The sequence below is a fragment of the Mesorhizobium sp. M1050 genome, assembly GCF_040318715.1.
Lineage (GTDB): Bacteria > Pseudomonadota > Alphaproteobacteria > Rhizobiales > Rhizobiaceae > Mesorhizobium.
This window is the reverse complement of the sequence record NZ_JAMYMV010000111.1, coordinates 1-14693: the sequence shown is the minus strand read 5'-3', so window position 1 is coordinate 14693 and position 14693 is coordinate 1. Positions and strand designations below refer to the sequence as shown.

Here is a 14693-nt window from a genome sequence, read left to right as displayed (position 1 = left end):
TCCGATCATCCAGAGGTCCTTTCAGAATCGATTTCCGCACACCACACAAGAGTCCCTTTGTACTCATGTGCGATTCCCCTGCCCCACAAGGGGGAGGGAATGCTGCCGCGTGCCTTTAATTCTTCTTGGCGCCGAAAAGAAGGCGATTCTCCTGGGTCAGCGCCAATGGAAGTCTCCCTCCCCCTTGTGGGGAGGGGTTAGGGGTGGGGGTCCGTGCCGGGCAGACATCTCAGGAATTCCATATGCGATAGCCCTGCCGTTCACGGGGAGAAGATGGCGGCAGCCAGATGAGGGGCAGCACTACTCAGCAAAGATAGGGCTCCCCGCCGTGACGGCCGTTAGTCAGGCGGCTTCGAGTGCAGCCTTTACCGCGGCGATCGCATCATTGGCCCTGGATGCATCCGGACCACCGGCCTGGGCCATGTCTGGCCGCCCGCCGCCGCCCTGCCCGCCCAATGCGGCGGAGGCCACGCGCACCAGATCGACGGCGCTGAAACGGCCGATGAGATCGTCGGTGACAGCGACCACAACGCTCGCCTTGTTGTCCTCACCGGCACCTACGAAGACGACGACGCCCGAACCCAGCGAGGTCTTGCCGGCGTCAGCCAGCGGCTTCAAATCTTTTGGCGAGACGCCGGAGACCGCCTTGCCGAGGAACCCGACACCCGCCACCGTTTCGTTCTCGGCTGGCGCACCCGGCCCTGCACCGCCGCCCAGCGCCAGCTTCTTGCGCGCTTCGGTCAGCTCCTTTTCGAGCTTCTTGCGCTCGTCGAGCAGCGCCTCGACACGTGCCGGCACGTCGGCCGGCGAAATCTTCAGCGTCGCCGCAACCGATTTCAGACGCCGGTCCTGCTCGTCGAGATGCTTGCGTGCCGCCTCGCCGGTCAGCGCCTCGATGCGGCGCACGCCGGCGGCGACCGCGCTGTCCGACACGACACGCACCAGACCGATATCGCCGGTCGCCCTGACATGCGTGCCGCCGCAAAGCTCGACCGAGTAGGGCCGGTTGACCTTGGCGCCATGCACGCCGGTGCCCATCGAAACGACTCGCACTTCATCACCATACTTCTCGCCAAACAGCGCCATGGCGCCTTCGGCGATGGCATCGTCGACCGACATCAGGCGCGTGGTCACCGGGCCGTTCTGCACGACGATCTCGTTGGCCATGCGCTCGACCGCTTCGAGATCCTCCGGTGAAATCGGCTTGTTGTGCGAGATGTCGAAGCGCAGACGCTCCGGCGCGACCAGCGAGCCCTTCTGCGCGACATGGCTACCCAGCACCTCACGCAGCGCCTCATGGATCAGATGCGTCGCGGAATGGTTGGCGCGCAGCCGGGAGCGCCTGCCATGGTCGACCTTCAGCTCGACGGCGGCGCCCGTCTTGACGGTGCCGCTGGCCACCTTGCCGATGTGCACGAACAGGCCATCAGCCTTCTTCTGCGTATCGGAGACCTCGATCGAGAACCCTTCGCCCGAAATGATGCCGGTGTCGCCCATCTGGCCGCCGGACTCGGCATAGAACGGCGTCTGGTTGACGACGATCGCCACTGCGTCGCCCTTGCCGGCGCTGTCGATGGTCTTGCCGTCCCGGACAAGCGCCTGGATGATGCCTTCGGCCTGCTCGGTCTCGTAGCCGAGGAACTCGGTGGCGCCCGCCTTCTCGCGCACCGAAAACCAGACGGTTTCGGTGGCCGCATCGCCGGAGCCAGCCCAATGCTTGCGCGCCTCGGCTTTCTGCTGCTCCATGGCATTGGTGAAGCCGGCAAGATCGACCGAGATGCTGCGCTGGCGCAGCGCATCCTGCGTCAGGTCGAGCGGGAAACCGTAGGTGTCGTAGAGCTTGAAGGCCGTCTCGCCATCCAGCATGTCGCCGGCATGCAGTGTTTCCGTCGCTTCCGAGAGCAGGCCGAGGCCGCGCACCAGCGTCTTGCGAAACCTGGTCTCCTCGAGCTTCAGGGTCTCGGTGATCAACTGCTCGCCGCGCACCAGTTCCGGATAGGCTTGGCCCATCTCGCGCACCAGCGCCGGCACCAGGCGCCACATCAGGGGATCGCGGGCACCGAGCAGCTGCGCATGACGCATGGCGCGGCGCATGATGCGGCGCAGGACATAGCCGCGGCCTTCGTTCGACGGCAGCACTCCGTCTGCCACCAGGAAAGAGGACGACCGCAGGTGGTCGGCGATGACACGGAAGGACGCGACCGTGTCCTTGTCGGGACCATGCCCGATAGCGGACGACGCCGCCTCGATCAGATGACGGAACAGATCGGTCTCGAAGACGCTTTCCACCCCTTGCAGGACGGACGCCATGCGCTCCAGGCCCATGCCGGTGTCGATCGACGGGCGCGGCAGGTCGATGCGCTCCTCTTTCGTCACCTGTTCATACTGCATGAACACCAGGTTCCAGAATTCGAGGAAACGGTCGCCGTCCTCCTCGGGGCTGCCGGGAGGGCCGCCCCAGATGTGCTCGCCGCGGTCGATGAAAATCTCCGAGCACGGTCCGCACGGTCCGGTGTCGCCCATCGCCCAGAAATTGTCCGAGGTCGCGATTCGAATGATGCGGTCATCCGAAAAACCGGCGATCTTCTTCCAGAAGCCGGCTGCCTCGTCATCCGTGTGATAGACGGTGACCAGCAGCTTGTCCTTGTTCAGCCCGAATTCCTTGGTGATCAGGTTCCAGGCCAGTTCGATGGCGCGCTCCTTGAAGTAGTCGCCAAAGGAGAAATTGCCGAGCATCTCGAAGAAGGTCAGATGGCGCGCGGTATAGCCGACATTGTCGAGGTCGTTGTGCTTGCCGCCGGCGCGAACGCTCTTCTGGGCGGTCGAGGCGCGCGAATAGGGCCGCTTCTCCAACCCGGTGAAGACGTTCTTGAACTGCACCATGCCGGCGTTGGTGAACATCAGCGTCGGATCGTTGCGCGGCACCAGTGGGCTCGACGCGACGATCTCGTGACCTTCCTTGCGGAAGTAGTCGAGAAATGTCGACCGGATTTCGTTCACGCCACTCATGAATGCTGCCTTTTCGAGAGAGCCGCCGGCAAACCGGCGGAAAATGGGCTCTGCGTTTCCAGAGATAGAGTTGGCCTTTTAGCCGCCGCGCTTCACCCTGTCCAGAAACACGGAATTGGTCCAATCCACGGCCTTTGCCGGCTGTCCGAGCCAGGCCCCGTTTCCTGCCAAGACGCAAAAAACCGCCGGCGCTAGGCCGGCGGTTCAAAACGCAATTAACACGGAACTCGATTACATAAGCCTGAGATAATAGAGCGAGATTATGGCCGAACTCCGGCCATCGCGCTCGCTCTCACATCGCGCCGGATTCCTCCTCGAAACCGTCGTCGCCACCTTCAGAGCCGCCATTCTCAAGGAATTTCTCGGCGATCAGCCCGGCATTTTGCCTGAGCGCGAGTTCGATCTCGCGCGCGGTGTCGGGGTTGTCGCGCAGGAACAGCTTGGCGTTCTCGCGGCCTTGGCCGAGACGCTGCGAATTGTAGGAGAACCAGGCGCCCGACTTCTCGACCACGCCGGCCTTGACGCCGAGATCGACCAGTTCGCCGGTCTTGGACACGCCTTCACCATACATGATGTCGAACTCGACCACCTTGAAGGGCGGCGCCAGCTTGTTCTTGACCACCTTGACGCGGGTCTGGTTGCCGACGACCTCGTCGCGGTCCTTGACCGAGCCGATACGGCGGATGTCGAGGCGCACCGAGGCGTAGAATTTCAGCGCGTTGCCGCCTGTGGTGGTTTCGGGCGAACCGAACATGACGCCGATCTTCATGCGGATCTGGTTGATGAAGATGACCATGGTGTTGGAACGCGAGATCGAGGCGGTCAGCTTGCGCAGCGCCTGGCTCATCAGGCGGGCCTGCAGGCCGGGCAGCGAATCGCCCATCTCGCCTTCGATTTCGGCGCGTGGCGTCAGCGCAGCGACCGAATCGACCACCAGCACGTCGATGGCGCCGGAGCGCACCAGCGTGTCACAGATTTCCAGCGCCTGCTCACCGGTGTCGGGCTGCGAGATCAGGAGGTTCTCCAGATCGACGCCAAGCTTGCGGGCATAGACCGGGTCAAGCGCGTGTTCGGCGTCGACGAAGGCGCAGATGCCGCCCTTCTTCTGGGCTTCGGCCACCGTGTGCAGGGCCAGCGTCGTCTTGCCCGAGCTTTCCGGCCCGTAGATCTCGACGATGCGGCCGCGCGGCAGACCACCGACGCCAAGCGCGATGTCGAGGCCAAGCGAGCCGGTCGGCACCGTTTCGATCTCGACGACCTGCTCGTTCGCGCCGAGCCGCATGATCGAGCCCTTGCCGAAAGCCCGCTCGATTTGCGACAGCGCCGCATCCAGAGCCTTTGATTTGTCCACCGCTTTGTCCTCTACCAGCCGCAAAGAATTCTGAGCCATGATACATCACCCCTTGGTCGTCAATGAAGGCCGGACAATCCGTAATCCCTGCCCCAATTTGTACCTTTTTTGTTCTCGTTTGGCAAGAGGGGTCAAATATCTGAAAAACAATAAATATCCAGATCTGTTCTTTTTTTGTCTCACGATTTGGCTTCACGATGTCTAACGCAATGCGCCAGGCGGCTCGATTGTTTCGATCCGCCGAATCGCTACCTTCGCGTTGCGAAGCTCGGTCACGCAGCCTAGCGCTTGTGCTACTGGAATAACAAAGGTCATATCGCCTGCATGCTGAAATCCGCGAGAATACTGGCCGTAGGTGGCGCCCATATCGACCGGCGCGGCCAAGTGTCGGGCCCGTACGTGCCCGCCGCCTCCAATCCGGGCACTATGCACGAGGATGTCGGCGGCGGCGTTTTCAACGCGCTGCGCAGCGCGGTTCGCCGTGGCGTCTCCGCGTCGTTGCTGTCCGTGCGCGGCGGCGATGCCGCTGCCGATACCGTTTCACGGGCCATCGCCGCGGCAGGCATTGCCGACCTGTCCGCGGTGTTCCTCGACCGCACCACGCCGAGCTATACGGCGCTGATCGACAGCGAGGGCGAATTGATCGTCGGCTTTGCCGACATGGCGCTCTATGACCTGGCCTTTCCCAAGCAGATTAGACGCTCCAGGGTCCGCGAGGTGGTCGCGGCGGCCGATGCCATCTTCTGCGATGCCAACCTGCCGACGGCGGCACTGGAGCGGCTGGTTTCGCTTGCCGCCGGCAAACCCGTCTTCGCCATTGCCATTTCGCCGGCCAAGATCGTGCGTTTGAAGCCGGTGCTTGGCAATCTGACCGTCGTCTTCATGAACCGGCGCGAAGCGATCGCACTGGCGGACCTGGACGCGGCGGCTTCCCCGCAAGACATCGTCGCCGGGCTGAGACGCGCAGGGCTCAAGAGCGGCGTGGTGACGGCGGGCGGCAGTGCCATGCTGGGCTTCGATGAAGCCGGCGTCTTCTCGATCCTGCCGCCGCCGCCAAGAAGGGTGGCCGACGTCACCGGCGCCGGCGATGCGCTGGCCGGCGCAACGGTCGCTGCCTTGCTGCACGGCCTGCCGCTGCGGGTGGCCCTGCGCGAGGGCATTGCCGCGGCAACGCTGGCCATCGAAAGCGCCGACGCTGTTCCCAATTTCACCGTGGCGACCTTCGCGGAGGCCCTGGCTCTTGTGCCGGACGCGCAGGAAGTGGCATGAGACCGGCAAATTCACAGTGCCGGAATCTTTTCGCACGCCCCATGTGGATGCGCTTCATTCCGGGTTGGAGATCCAGATGACCCCAGAGACCGCCCGCCCCTTCATCGATATCCACGCGCCGGTGGCGCAAGCCCTGGCCGCCGGCCGGCCGGTGGTGGCGCTGGAAAGCACCATCATCACCCATGGCATGCCCTACCCCGACAATGGCGCCATGGCGGCCGATGTCGAAAAGATCATCATCGATGGCGGCGCCGTGCCGGCGACGATCGCCGTGGTCGGCGGCCGAATCAAGATCGGGCTGTCGGACGGCGAGCGTGAGTCCCTCGCCATGACCGGCGACGCCATGAAGCTGTCGCGCGCCGACCTCGGTTTTGCCGTGGCGCAAGGGCGCACCGGCGGCACCACGGTCGCCGCCACCATGATCGCGGCGCATATGGTCGGCATAAAAGTGTTCGCCACCGGCGGCATCGGCGGTGTGCACAAGGGTGCCGAAAAGAGCTTTGACATTTCTGCCGACCTCGACGAACTGGCGCGCACGCCGGTCATCGTCGTGTCGGCCGGCGCCAAGGCCATCCTCGACATCGAAAAGACGCTGGAAGTGCTGGAAACGCGCGGCGTGCCGGTGATCGGCCATGGCTGCGAGACGATGCCGGCCTTCTGGTCGCGGCATTCGCCGTTCCGCGCGCCGCTGACCCTGCACAAACCGGAAGAGATCGCGCATTTCTACCAGACTCGGGCTTCGCTGGGGCTCGCCGGCGGCATGCTGATCGCCAATCCGGTGCCCGAGAACCACGAAATCCCGGCCGAAGAGATGGCCGGCTACATCGAAGCCGCGCAGAAGGCAGCGGAAGCGCTCAACGTCACCGGCAAGGCGGTGACGCCGTTCCTGCTGTCGAAAATCCTCGAACTGACCGGCGGCAGGAGCCTTAAGACCAACATAGCGCTGGTGGAGAACAATGCGCGGCTTGCGGCAAGGATTGCGAAGGCGCTGTAGCCGCCAATGTCGGCGGGACAGCACCCCCCTCTGTCCTGCCGGACATCTCCCCCGCAAGGAGGGAGATCGAATGTCATCAAACCCTCCGCCAATCTTCAACGTTGAAAAAAGCAGGCAGACGCTGAAACTGCCAATCTCCCTCCTTGCGGGGGAGATGGCCGGCAGGCCAGAGGGGGGTACTGTCCCGCCGACGTTCCCAATTATTGCCCGTCACTTCCCCGCCCTTCGTCCCGCCTCATACGCTCGCTTTGCCCAGACCGTCATCTCGTCGGGATCATCGAAGGCGCTGTCGGGAACGCTCCAGTACGGCATGGAGACCTGCTTGCCATGGCGGGAGCCGGTATAGGTCCATTGCGTGCAGCCGGCGGCCTCGAAGTCGGGCGCGCTTTGGTCGTCTGCCTTCAGCTTCAATTCGCCGCGCAGGACGATGGCGACGATGACGCCGTCGAAATAGATCCCCTTGCCGCCGAACAGTTTTCGGATGCTGACCGGGCCTAGGCCCTCGAACAGTTCGGCGATGCGTTCATTGTCCATGCCGCGATCATGTCACCGGCATTTGACCTTGTCATCGCCGCAACCAAAATCATGCTGACAGGTTGAGAGCCATCCGTTGGAGTTTTTGCCATGCCGCTTTTGCTCAAAGGGTCCTGCCGCTGCAATGCCATCCGCTTCGAGGTGGAGAGCCACACGCCGGCGCCGTTCATGCTGTGCTACTGCTCGATCTGCCGCAAGCAGCAGGGCGGCGGCGGTTTTGCAATCAACCTCGGCGCCGACTACGAAACGCTGAACATCAGGGGCAAGAGGAGCCTCGGCGTCTACCGGGCCGAGATCGAAGACGACGAGCACCCGCAGTGCGAGATATCGACCGGCGAACGCAATTTCTGCAAGAAGTGCGGGTCGGCGCTGTGGCTATACGATCCAACCTGGCCGGAGTTGGTGCATCCCTTTGCGTCAGCTATCGACAGCGACCTGCCCATTCCACCGAGCCGGGTGCATTTGATGCTGAAATACAAGGCGAACTGGGTCGAGCCCGATATCGGCAAGGGCGACAAGGCGTTCGACGTCTATCCCGAGGAATCGATCGCCGACTGGCACAAACGGACGGGAATGTGGGTGGATTAGTTGCTCCCGGCTTTGGACCGGTGCGTGAGAGCGAGCCAGCGCTCAATTTGGGTCACATCCACCCCACCGCGTTGGACCGCAACCAAGGGATGGTCTGCGTCATGCAGAAACACCTTCGGCCGCTGATTACCGGGCTGAAACACAACATCGGCATGCAGGAGCAACGAACCTGGATACTCTGGGATGTCGTGCATCAGATACCCAAAACAGAGCTCTTCCTCGTATTGGCCTCTGTCATACCCATCTCGGTACAAATTCCAGCTTCTTTCCGAGACCGACATCCAGACCCCGAAACAGAACTCGTTGGATAGCTGGGGCACCGGCAGAGGTAGCAGGCAACGAATGTACCGATCCGTCTTGCCCGAGGCGTGGCGTACTTCGCAGAAATCGTCATTTTTTCGGAAGGTCGATTGACCGCCTTCTTCGAGTGCGTCCCGATTGACGGGCGCATCGAATGCCATATCCGTTGGAAGACCGGTAAATTCTTCACCGCAACAGGCACACCGCCAGCGATACGCCTCGGCGCTCATCGCCAGACGCTAAGCGGCGGTTGCCGCGCGTGCTTCCGCCAGCGCCTTGAGATCCGCCGGCTTCAACTCGACGGACTCACCGCAGCCGCAGGCCGAGCTCTGGTTCGGGTTGTGGAAGGTGAAGCCGGTGCGCAGCGTCGTCTGCTCGAAATCCATCTCGGTGCCGAACAGGAAAAGCGCAGCCTCGGGCGCCACGTAGACATGGGCGCCGTCGCGCTCGATGTGGTCGTCCTTGGTGTTGGGCTCTGTCACCAGGTCGACCGTGTATTCCATGCCCGCGCAGCCGCCCTTCTTGATGCCGAGGCGGATGCCATGCGCGTTGTCGCGGGTGGCAACGATCTCGCGCACCCGGTCGGCGGCCTTTTCGGTCATCGTGATGACGGCAAAGCGTCCCATCTTTTCTTTCTCCATTCCGTGCAGGTTCAAGGCCTGCCGAACGATTCTCACCTAAAATGGTGAAGTTTCATGACTGGCGCAAGTGTGCCAGGCTCGACGCTAGTACCAACCCACAGCGACCTGCGCCTCTTCCGACATGCGATCGGGCGACCAGGGCGGATCGAAGGTCATGTTGACTTCGACGCCGGACACGCCCTCGACGGCGCCGACGGCGTTTTCCACCCAGCCGGGCATTTCGCCGGCGACCGGGCAGCCCGGTGCGGTCAGCGTCATGTCGATCTTGACCGCGCGATTGTCCTCGATGTCGATCTTGTAGATGAGGCCGAGTTCGTAGATATCGGCCGGGATTTCCGGGTCGTAGACGGTCTTCAGCGCCGAGACGATATCGTCGGTCAGTCGCGCCAGTTCGTCGGCGGGAATCGCCGAGGCGGAAACCAGCGGGTTGATGGCCGCTTCCGGTGCGGTCTCGGTGGTGTGGCTCACATCATCCATGGTCGTCACCCAAACAAATCGTCATCCGAAGAATTTGCGCGCCTTTTCAAGCGCCTCGGCCAAAGCGTCGACTTCGGCCCTGGTATTATACATGCCGAATGACGCCCTGCATGTGGAGGTTACGCCGAAGCGTTTCAACAGCGGCTGGGCGCAATGGGTGCCCGCGCGGACGGCAATGCCTTGCCGATCAATCACCATCGACACGTCATGCGCGTGAATACCCTGCAATTCGAACGAGATGATGGCGCCCTTATCCGGCGCGTCGCCGAAGATGCGCAGCGAGTTGATGGCGCGCAGCCGCTCATGCGCATAATTCTTGAGGTCGGCCTCATGAGCCGCGATGCGCTCGCGGCCGATCTTTTCCATATAGTCGAGCGCGGCGCCCAGCCCGATCGCCTGGACGATCGGCGGCGTGCCGGCCTCGAAGCGGTGCGGCGGCTCGTTGTAGGTGACGATGTCTTCCGTCACTTCCTCGATCATCTCGCCACCGCCCATGAAGGGGCGCATGCCCGCAAGAATGTCCTTCTTGCCGTAGAGCACACCGATGCCCGAAGGGCCGTAAACCTTGTGGCCGGTGAAGACGAAGAAGTCGCAGTCGAGGTCCTGCACATCGATCGGCATATGCACTGCGCTCTGGCTGCCGTCGACGAGTACGGGAATTCCACGCGAATGCGCGATGCGCACGATCTCCTTGATCGGCGTCACCGTGCCCAACGCATTCGACATATGCGTGATGGCGACGAGCTTTGTCTTGCTGGTCAGCCGCTTCTCGAATTCCTCGACGTGGAAGACGCCGAGATCGTCGACCGGTGCCCAGACCAGCTTGGCGCCCTGCCGCTCGCGGATGAAGTGCCACGGCACGATGTTGGAGTGGTGCTCCATGATCGACAGCGCGATCTCGTCGCCCTCGCCGATGTTGGGCATGCCATAGCCATAGGCGACCGTGTTGATGGCCGACGTCGTGTTCGAGGTGAAGACGATGTTGTCGGTGCTTGGCGCGTTGAGGAAACGGCGTACCGTTTCCCGCGCTTTTTCATACGCGTCGGTCGCCGCATTGGAGAGGAAATGCAGGCCGCGATGGACGTTGGCGTATTCCTGGGAATAGGCGTGCTGTATCGTGTCCAGCACCACCTGCGGCTTCTGTGCCGAGGCGCCGTTGTCGAGATAGACCAGCGGCTTGCCATAGACTTCCCGCGACAGGATCGGGAAATCGCGGCGGATCGCTTCGACGTCGTAGAAATCTCCGATCTTGCCCGGCGCGTTCATCACTTCACCCGTGTGCCACAAACCAGCCGTCGAGCCGCGCTTCGAGCGCCTCGACAATCGCCTCGTCGTCCAGTTCCTCGATCACCTCTGCCACGAAGGCTTTCACGAGCAACCCCCGCGCGGTCTTCTCGTCGACGCCACGTGCCATCAGGTAGAACAAATGGTCGTGGTCGATCTCGGTGACGGTCGCGCCATGGCCGCAGATGACGTCGTCGGCGAAGATTTCAAGCTCGGGCTTGGTCGAAAACTCGCCGTCATCCGACAGCAGCAGCGTGTTGCAAGCCATCTTGGCATTCGTCTTCTGCGCGTATTGGTGGACGTTGATGCGGCCCTGGAAGGCGCCCCGCGCCTTGCCCGTCACCACATTGCGGATCACTTCCGTCGAGGTCGTGTGCGGCACGGCATGATCGAGCACCATGGTCACGTCGGTGTGGGTGTCGCCGGCCAGAAGATTGATGCCGCGCAGTTTGAAATCGGCGCCTTCGCCAGTCGTCCTGACCATGATCTCCTGACGCACGAGCTTGCCGCCGGCGTTCATGACGAACAGCGTCAGCTTCGCATTCTTGCCGATATGAGCCTTGAACTGCGCCAGATGCGTTGCGGTTTCCGGCTGCTCCTGGACGATCAGCCACGTCACCTCGGCGCCCTCGCCGAGCACGAGTTGGCTGACCGAACTGACCAGAGCAGCCCCGTCACCCGCCTGACGCTCGACGATGACGGCCTTGGCGCCAGCGCCGACACGCACGGCCAAGCGCACATGCGTCTGGCCGCCGGCCTGCAAATTCTGCAGTTCGATCGGCTTTTCAAGCTCCGTGCCATCGGCGATATCGACGAAATAACCGTCGGCGACAAAGGCGGTGTTCAGCGCGCCGATGGCGTCGTCGCTGCCATAGGGATCGAGCCCCGGCGCGATGCTGCCATCGATCAGCTTTTCCGACAGAGGCTGGAAGGCGACGCCTTCAAGAGCCGGCATTTTCGCGTCGGACTTGCCATTCAGGATCGACACCACAGCAGAACCATCGACGATCGGCGCAACGGCCTTGGCCATGGCGGCCGGGTCGAAGTCCGGCACCGCACTCAACAGCCGGCGCAGGTCGGTGTAATGCCAGGATTCGACACGCCGCGTCGGCAGGCCGTGCTTGATCGCCTCGATGGCGTCGTCGCGCTTCAGCATCACCGCGCCGTCGCCCGGCAGCAGCGACAGCCGGTCGCCGAACGCGTCGATCAACGCTGTTTCGGCCTGCGTCCGCTGCGGTTGAGTGTGCATATTCATCAATCTGCCCTCTGGCATCTCACGCGGCTTCGCCGATCACGCCGGCATAGCCGTTGGCCTCAAGATCAAGCGCCAGCGACTTGTCGCCGGACTTGATGACCTGGCCCTTGTAGAGCACGTGCACGCTGTCCGGCACGATGTGTTCGAGCAGGCGCTGGTAATGGGTGATGACCAGGAATGCCCGGTCTGGCGCGCGCAGCGCGTTGACGCCGTCGGACACGATCTTCAGCGCATCGATGTCGAGGCCGGAATCGGTCTCGTCGAGCACGCAGAGTTTCGGCTCCAGCAGCTTCATCTGCAGGATCTCGGCGCGCTTCTTCTCGCCGCCGGAGAAGCCGACATTGAGCGGCCGCTTCAGCATCGCCATGTCCATGCTGAGCGAGACTGCCGCTTCTTTCACCCGCTTCAGGAATTCGGGTATCTTCAGCGGCTCTTCGCCACGCGCCTTGCGCTGCTCGTTCATCGCCACTTTCAGGAATTCCATGGTCGCCACGCCCGGTATCTCCATCGGGTACTGGAAGGCGAGGAAAATGCCCGACGTGGCACGCTCGGCCGGATCCATCTCGAGGATCGACTGGCCGTTGTAGAGGATGTCGCCCTCGGTCACCTCATAGTCCTCGCGGCCGGCGAGGATGTAGGACAGCGTCGACTTGCCCGAGCCGTTCGGTCCCATGATCGCAGCGACCTCGCCGGCTTTCACCGTCAGGCTCAGGCCGCGGATGATTTCGGTGCCGTCATCGACGATGCGGGCATGCAGATTTCTGATTTCAAGCATTCTTTTGTTTCCTGAATATCTGTCCGGTCAACCGACCGAGCCCTCAAGCGAAATTCCGATCAGCTTTTGCGCTTCGACCGCGAACTCCATCGGAAGTTGCTGGATCACATCCTTGACGAAGCCGTTGACGATCAGGGCGATCGCCTCTTCCTCGGGGATGCCGCGCTGCATGACGTAGAATTTCTGGTCCTCGGAAATCTTCGAGGTCGTGGCTTCATGCTCGAACTGCGCCGTCGAATTCTTGGCTTCCATGTAGGGCACGGTGTGCGCGCCGCACTGGTCGCCGATCAGCAGCGAGTCGCAGTTGGTGAAGTTGCGGGCGTTGGTCGCCTTGCGGTGCGCCGAGACCTGGCCGCGATATGTGTTCTGCGAGAAGCCGGCGGCGATACCCTTGGAGATGATGCGGCTCGACGTGTTCTTGCCGAGATGGATCATCTTGGTGCCGCTGTCGACCTGCTGATAGCCGTTCGACACGGCGATCGAATAGAACTCGCCGCTGGAATCGTCGCCGCGCAGGATGCAGCTCGGATATTTCCAGGTGATGGCCGAGCCGGTCTCGACCTGCGTCCACGAGATCTTCGAACGGTGACCACGGCAATCGCCGCGCTTGGTGACGAAATTGTAGATGCCGCCTTTGCCCTCGGCATCGCCCGGATACCAATTCTGCACCGTCGAATATTTGATCTCGGCATCGTCAAGCGCCACCAGTTCGACAACCGCCGCATGAAGCTGGTTCTCGTCGCGCTGTGGCGCCGTGCAACCTTCGAGATAGGAGACGTAGGCCCCCTCCTCGGCGATGATCAGCGTGCGCTCGAACTGTCCGGTGTTCTTCTCGTTCATACGGAAATAGGTCGACAGTTCCATCGGGCAGCGTACGCCCTTAGGCACGAAGACGAACGAGCCGTCGGTGAACACGGCGGAATTCAGCGTGGCGTAGAAATTGTCGGAGGTCGGCACGACCGAGCCGAGATATTTCTTCACCAATTCCGGATGCTCGCGGATCGCTTCCGAGATCGAGCAGAAGATGACGCCGGCCTGCGCCAGCTCCTTCTTGAAGGTGGTGACGACGGAAACGGAATCAAACACGGCGTCGACGGCGACACGGCCCGATTTGTAGACATTGTCGCTGGCTTCCTCGAGCTCGGAGGCGTTAGCCTTTTGCACGCCGGCGAGAATTTCCTGTTCCCGCAGCGGAATGCCGAGCTTCTCGTAGACCTTCAGCAGTTCGGGATCGACATCGCTGAGCGACGTCGGGCCGGGCGTGCTCTTCGGCGCGGCGTAATAGTAGATGTCCTGGAAATCGATCTTCGGATAATGGACGCGCGCCCAGGTCGGCTCGTCCAGCGTCAGCCAACGGCGATACGCTTCCAGACGCCATTCGAGCATCCAGGACGGCTCGTCCTTCTTGGCCGAAATGAAGCGGATGATGTCTTCGCTCAGGCCCTTGGGGGCCTTGTCCATCGCTATTTCGGTCTGGAATCCATATTTGTATTGGTCGACGTCGATCTTTCGGACCCGATCGATCGTGTCCTGCACAGCAGGCATATGCGTTCTCCATCCACGCCGGGGTCAAGGCCCGACAGTTTTCAAACTATGGCACTGCCAATCAACGCCGAAAAAAGCGCTCGCGGCAGCGTGAGTTCCATATAGTGCGTCTCGACCGGAAATTCACCCGGCCAACATGAAACGCACGGCTCTACCAGGCCGAAAGGCCCAAACTTGTCCAACCGCTCACGCGGCCTGGTCTCTATCCGCCTTCTCCCTGGCGGTTTGCCGTGCGGCGATCCCCGCCAGCGCGGTGCGGAACAGCTCGATATCCTCAGCGCCCGTCGCCGAACCGATCGACACGCGCAAGGCGCCAAGACTGTCGCCATATCCCATGGCCTTCAGCACATGGCTCGGTCCGACCTTGCCCGACGAACAGGCCGAACCGGCCGACAGCGCCACGCCGGCCAGATCGAAAGCGATCTGAGCGGTTTCGGCCTTGACGCCCGCAATAGCGAAGAATGTCGTGTTGGCAAGCCTTGGCGCACCCGTTCCAAAGATTTCCGCGTCCGGCACCAACACTTTCACGATGGCTTCGATCTCGTCGCGGGGGGGGCCCCCCCCCACGATAGGCCGCCCCCCCCGCCCCGCCCCGCGGGCGCCCGGGCCCCCACCCGCCAATGCGGGGGGGGGTTTGGGGGCGGCCCCGGGGGCCGATGTCCGGCGGCCGC

14 protein-coding genes are annotated in these 14693 nt (G+C 62.5%); 3 read left to right on the top strand and 11 right to left on the bottom strand.

What is annotated here, in order from left to right:
• Window positions 1–342 precede the first annotated feature (342 nt).
• A complete protein-coding gene (gene alaS, locus NKH57_RS31910) occupies window positions 343–3009 on the bottom strand; it encodes an alanine--tRNA ligase (RefSeq protein WP_352950240.1) in 2667 nt (888 codons plus the stop codon).
• Window positions 3010–3301: 292 nt separating this feature from the next.
• Complete coding sequence (gene recA / locus NKH57_RS31905; RefSeq protein ID WP_057145834.1) at window positions 3302–4399, bottom strand: recombinase RecA; 1098 nt, start codon at window positions 4397–4399, stop codon at window positions 3302–3304.
• 285 nt (window positions 4400–4684) lie between these two features.
• Here recA and NKH57_RS31900 point away from each other — a divergent pair, with 285 nt between their 5' ends.
• A complete protein-coding gene (locus NKH57_RS31900) occupies window positions 4685–5629 on the top strand; it encodes a carbohydrate kinase family protein (RefSeq protein WP_352602703.1) in 945 nt (314 codons plus the stop codon).
• A gap of 76 nt (window positions 5630–5705) precedes the next feature.
• Complete coding sequence (locus NKH57_RS31895) at window positions 5706–6623, top strand: pseudouridine-5'-phosphate glycosidase (RefSeq protein ID WP_352950237.1); 918 nt, start codon at window positions 5706–5708, stop codon at window positions 6621–6623.
• 210 nt (window positions 6624–6833) lie between these two features.
• On the opposite strand, the gene NKH57_RS31890 is transcribed toward NKH57_RS31895, so the two are convergent.
• A complete protein-coding gene (locus tag NKH57_RS31890; RefSeq protein ID WP_352950235.1) occupies window positions 6834–7157 on the bottom strand; it encodes a TfoX/Sxy family protein in 324 nt (107 codons plus the stop codon).
• A 90-nt stretch (window positions 7158–7247) separates the two neighbouring features.
• Here NKH57_RS31890 and NKH57_RS31885 point away from each other — a divergent pair, with 90 nt between their 5' ends.
• Window positions 7248–7745 carry a GFA family protein gene (locus tag NKH57_RS31885; RefSeq protein ID WP_352950233.1) on the top strand — a complete coding sequence of 166 codons (498 nt, stop codon included), beginning with the start codon at window positions 7248–7250 and terminating at the stop codon, window positions 7743–7745.
• Here NKH57_RS31885 and NKH57_RS31880 read toward each other — a convergent pair.
• The 8 genes from NKH57_RS31880 to NKH57_RS31845 form a co-directional block, all read right to left on the bottom strand.
• Entirely contained in the window at window positions 7742–8275 is a 534-nt protein-coding gene (locus NKH57_RS31880) for a DUF2199 domain-containing protein (RefSeq protein ID WP_084025450.1), read from the bottom strand. The two genes, NKH57_RS31885 and NKH57_RS31880, sit on opposite strands and share 4 nt — an antisense overlap.
• A 9-nt stretch (window positions 8276–8284) precedes the next feature.
• Window positions 8285–8671, bottom strand: a complete 387-nt coding sequence (gene sufA / locus NKH57_RS31875) for a Fe-S cluster assembly scaffold SufA (RefSeq protein ID WP_023759793.1) — start codon at window positions 8669–8671, stop codon at window positions 8285–8287.
• A 99-nt stretch (window positions 8672–8770) separates the two neighbouring features.
• Window positions 8771–9163, bottom strand: a complete 393-nt coding sequence (locus NKH57_RS31870) for an SUF system Fe-S cluster assembly protein (protein ID WP_352655796.1) — start codon at window positions 9161–9163, stop codon at window positions 8771–8773.
• A gap of 21 nt (window positions 9164–9184) precedes the next feature.
• Window positions 9185–10429: a cysteine desulfurase gene (locus NKH57_RS31865; RefSeq protein ID WP_352950230.1), complete on the bottom strand. Its 1245-nt coding sequence runs from the start codon at window positions 10427–10429 to the stop codon at window positions 9185–9187.
• 4 nt (window positions 10430–10433) lie between these two features.
• On the bottom strand, window positions 10434–11702 hold the full coding sequence (gene sufD / locus NKH57_RS31860; RefSeq protein WP_352950228.1) for a Fe-S cluster assembly protein SufD: 1269 nt from the start codon (window positions 11700–11702) through the stop codon (window positions 10434–10436).
• A 19-nt stretch (window positions 11703–11721) separates the two neighbouring features.
• Window positions 11722–12477 carry a Fe-S cluster assembly ATPase SufC gene (sufC, locus tag NKH57_RS31855; RefSeq protein ID WP_352950226.1) on the bottom strand — a complete coding sequence of 252 codons (756 nt, stop codon included), beginning with the start codon at window positions 12475–12477 and terminating at the stop codon, window positions 11722–11724.
• 27 nt (window positions 12478–12504) lie between these two features.
• Entirely contained in the window at window positions 12505–14022 is a 1518-nt protein-coding gene (gene sufB, locus NKH57_RS31850; RefSeq protein WP_352950224.1) for a Fe-S cluster assembly protein SufB, read from the bottom strand.
• A 186-nt stretch (window positions 14023–14208) separates the two neighbouring features.
• Window positions 14209–14693 (bottom strand): aminotransferase class V-fold PLP-dependent enzyme (locus NKH57_RS31845; protein WP_502907360.1); only part of this gene is annotated, 485 nt, incomplete at its 5' end.

Excerpts from the sequence above, each read along its gene's own strand:
- alaS (WP_352950240.1), bottom strand. The coding sequence starts at position 3,009 with ATGAGTGGCGTGAACGAAATCCGGTCGACATTTCTCGACTACTTCCGC.
- recA (WP_057145834.1), bottom strand. The coding sequence starts at position 4,399 with ATGGCTCAGAATTCTTTGCGGCTGGTAGAGGACAAAGCGGTGGACAAA.
- NKH57_RS31900 (WP_352602703.1), top strand. The coding sequence starts at position 4,685 with ATGCTGAAATCCGCGAGAATACTGGCCGTAGGTGGCGCCCATATCGAC.
- NKH57_RS31895 (WP_352950237.1), top strand. The coding sequence starts at position 5,706 with ATGACCCCAGAGACCGCCCGCCCCTTCATCGATATCCACGCGCCGGTG.
- NKH57_RS31890 (WP_352950235.1), bottom strand. The coding sequence starts at position 7,157 with ATGGACAATGAACGCATCGCCGAACTGTTCGAGGGCCTAGGCCCGGTC.
- NKH57_RS31885 (WP_352950233.1), top strand. The coding sequence starts at position 7,248 with ATGCCGCTTTTGCTCAAAGGGTCCTGCCGCTGCAATGCCATCCGCTTC.
- NKH57_RS31880 (WP_084025450.1), bottom strand. The coding sequence starts at position 8,275 with ATGAGCGCCGAGGCGTATCGCTGGCGGTGTGCCTGTTGCGGTGAAGAA.
- sufA (WP_023759793.1), bottom strand. The coding sequence starts at position 8,671 with ATGGGACGCTTTGCCGTCATCACGATGACCGAAAAGGCCGCCGACCGG.
- NKH57_RS31870 (WP_352655796.1), bottom strand. The coding sequence starts at position 9,163 with ATGGATGATGTGAGCCACACCACCGAGACCGCACCGGAAGCGGCCATC.
- NKH57_RS31865 (WP_352950230.1), bottom strand. The coding sequence starts at position 10,429 with ATGAACGCGCCGGGCAAGATCGGAGATTTCTACGACGTCGAAGCGATC.
- sufD (WP_352950228.1), bottom strand. The coding sequence starts at position 11,702 with ATGAATATGCACACTCAACCGCAGCGGACGCAGGCCGAAACAGCGTTG.
- sufC (WP_352950226.1), bottom strand. The coding sequence starts at position 12,477 with ATGCTTGAAATCAGAAATCTGCATGCCCGCATCGTCGATGACGGCACC.
- sufB (WP_352950224.1), bottom strand. The coding sequence starts at position 14,022 with ATGCCTGCTGTGCAGGACACGATCGATCGGGTCCGAAAGATCGACGTC.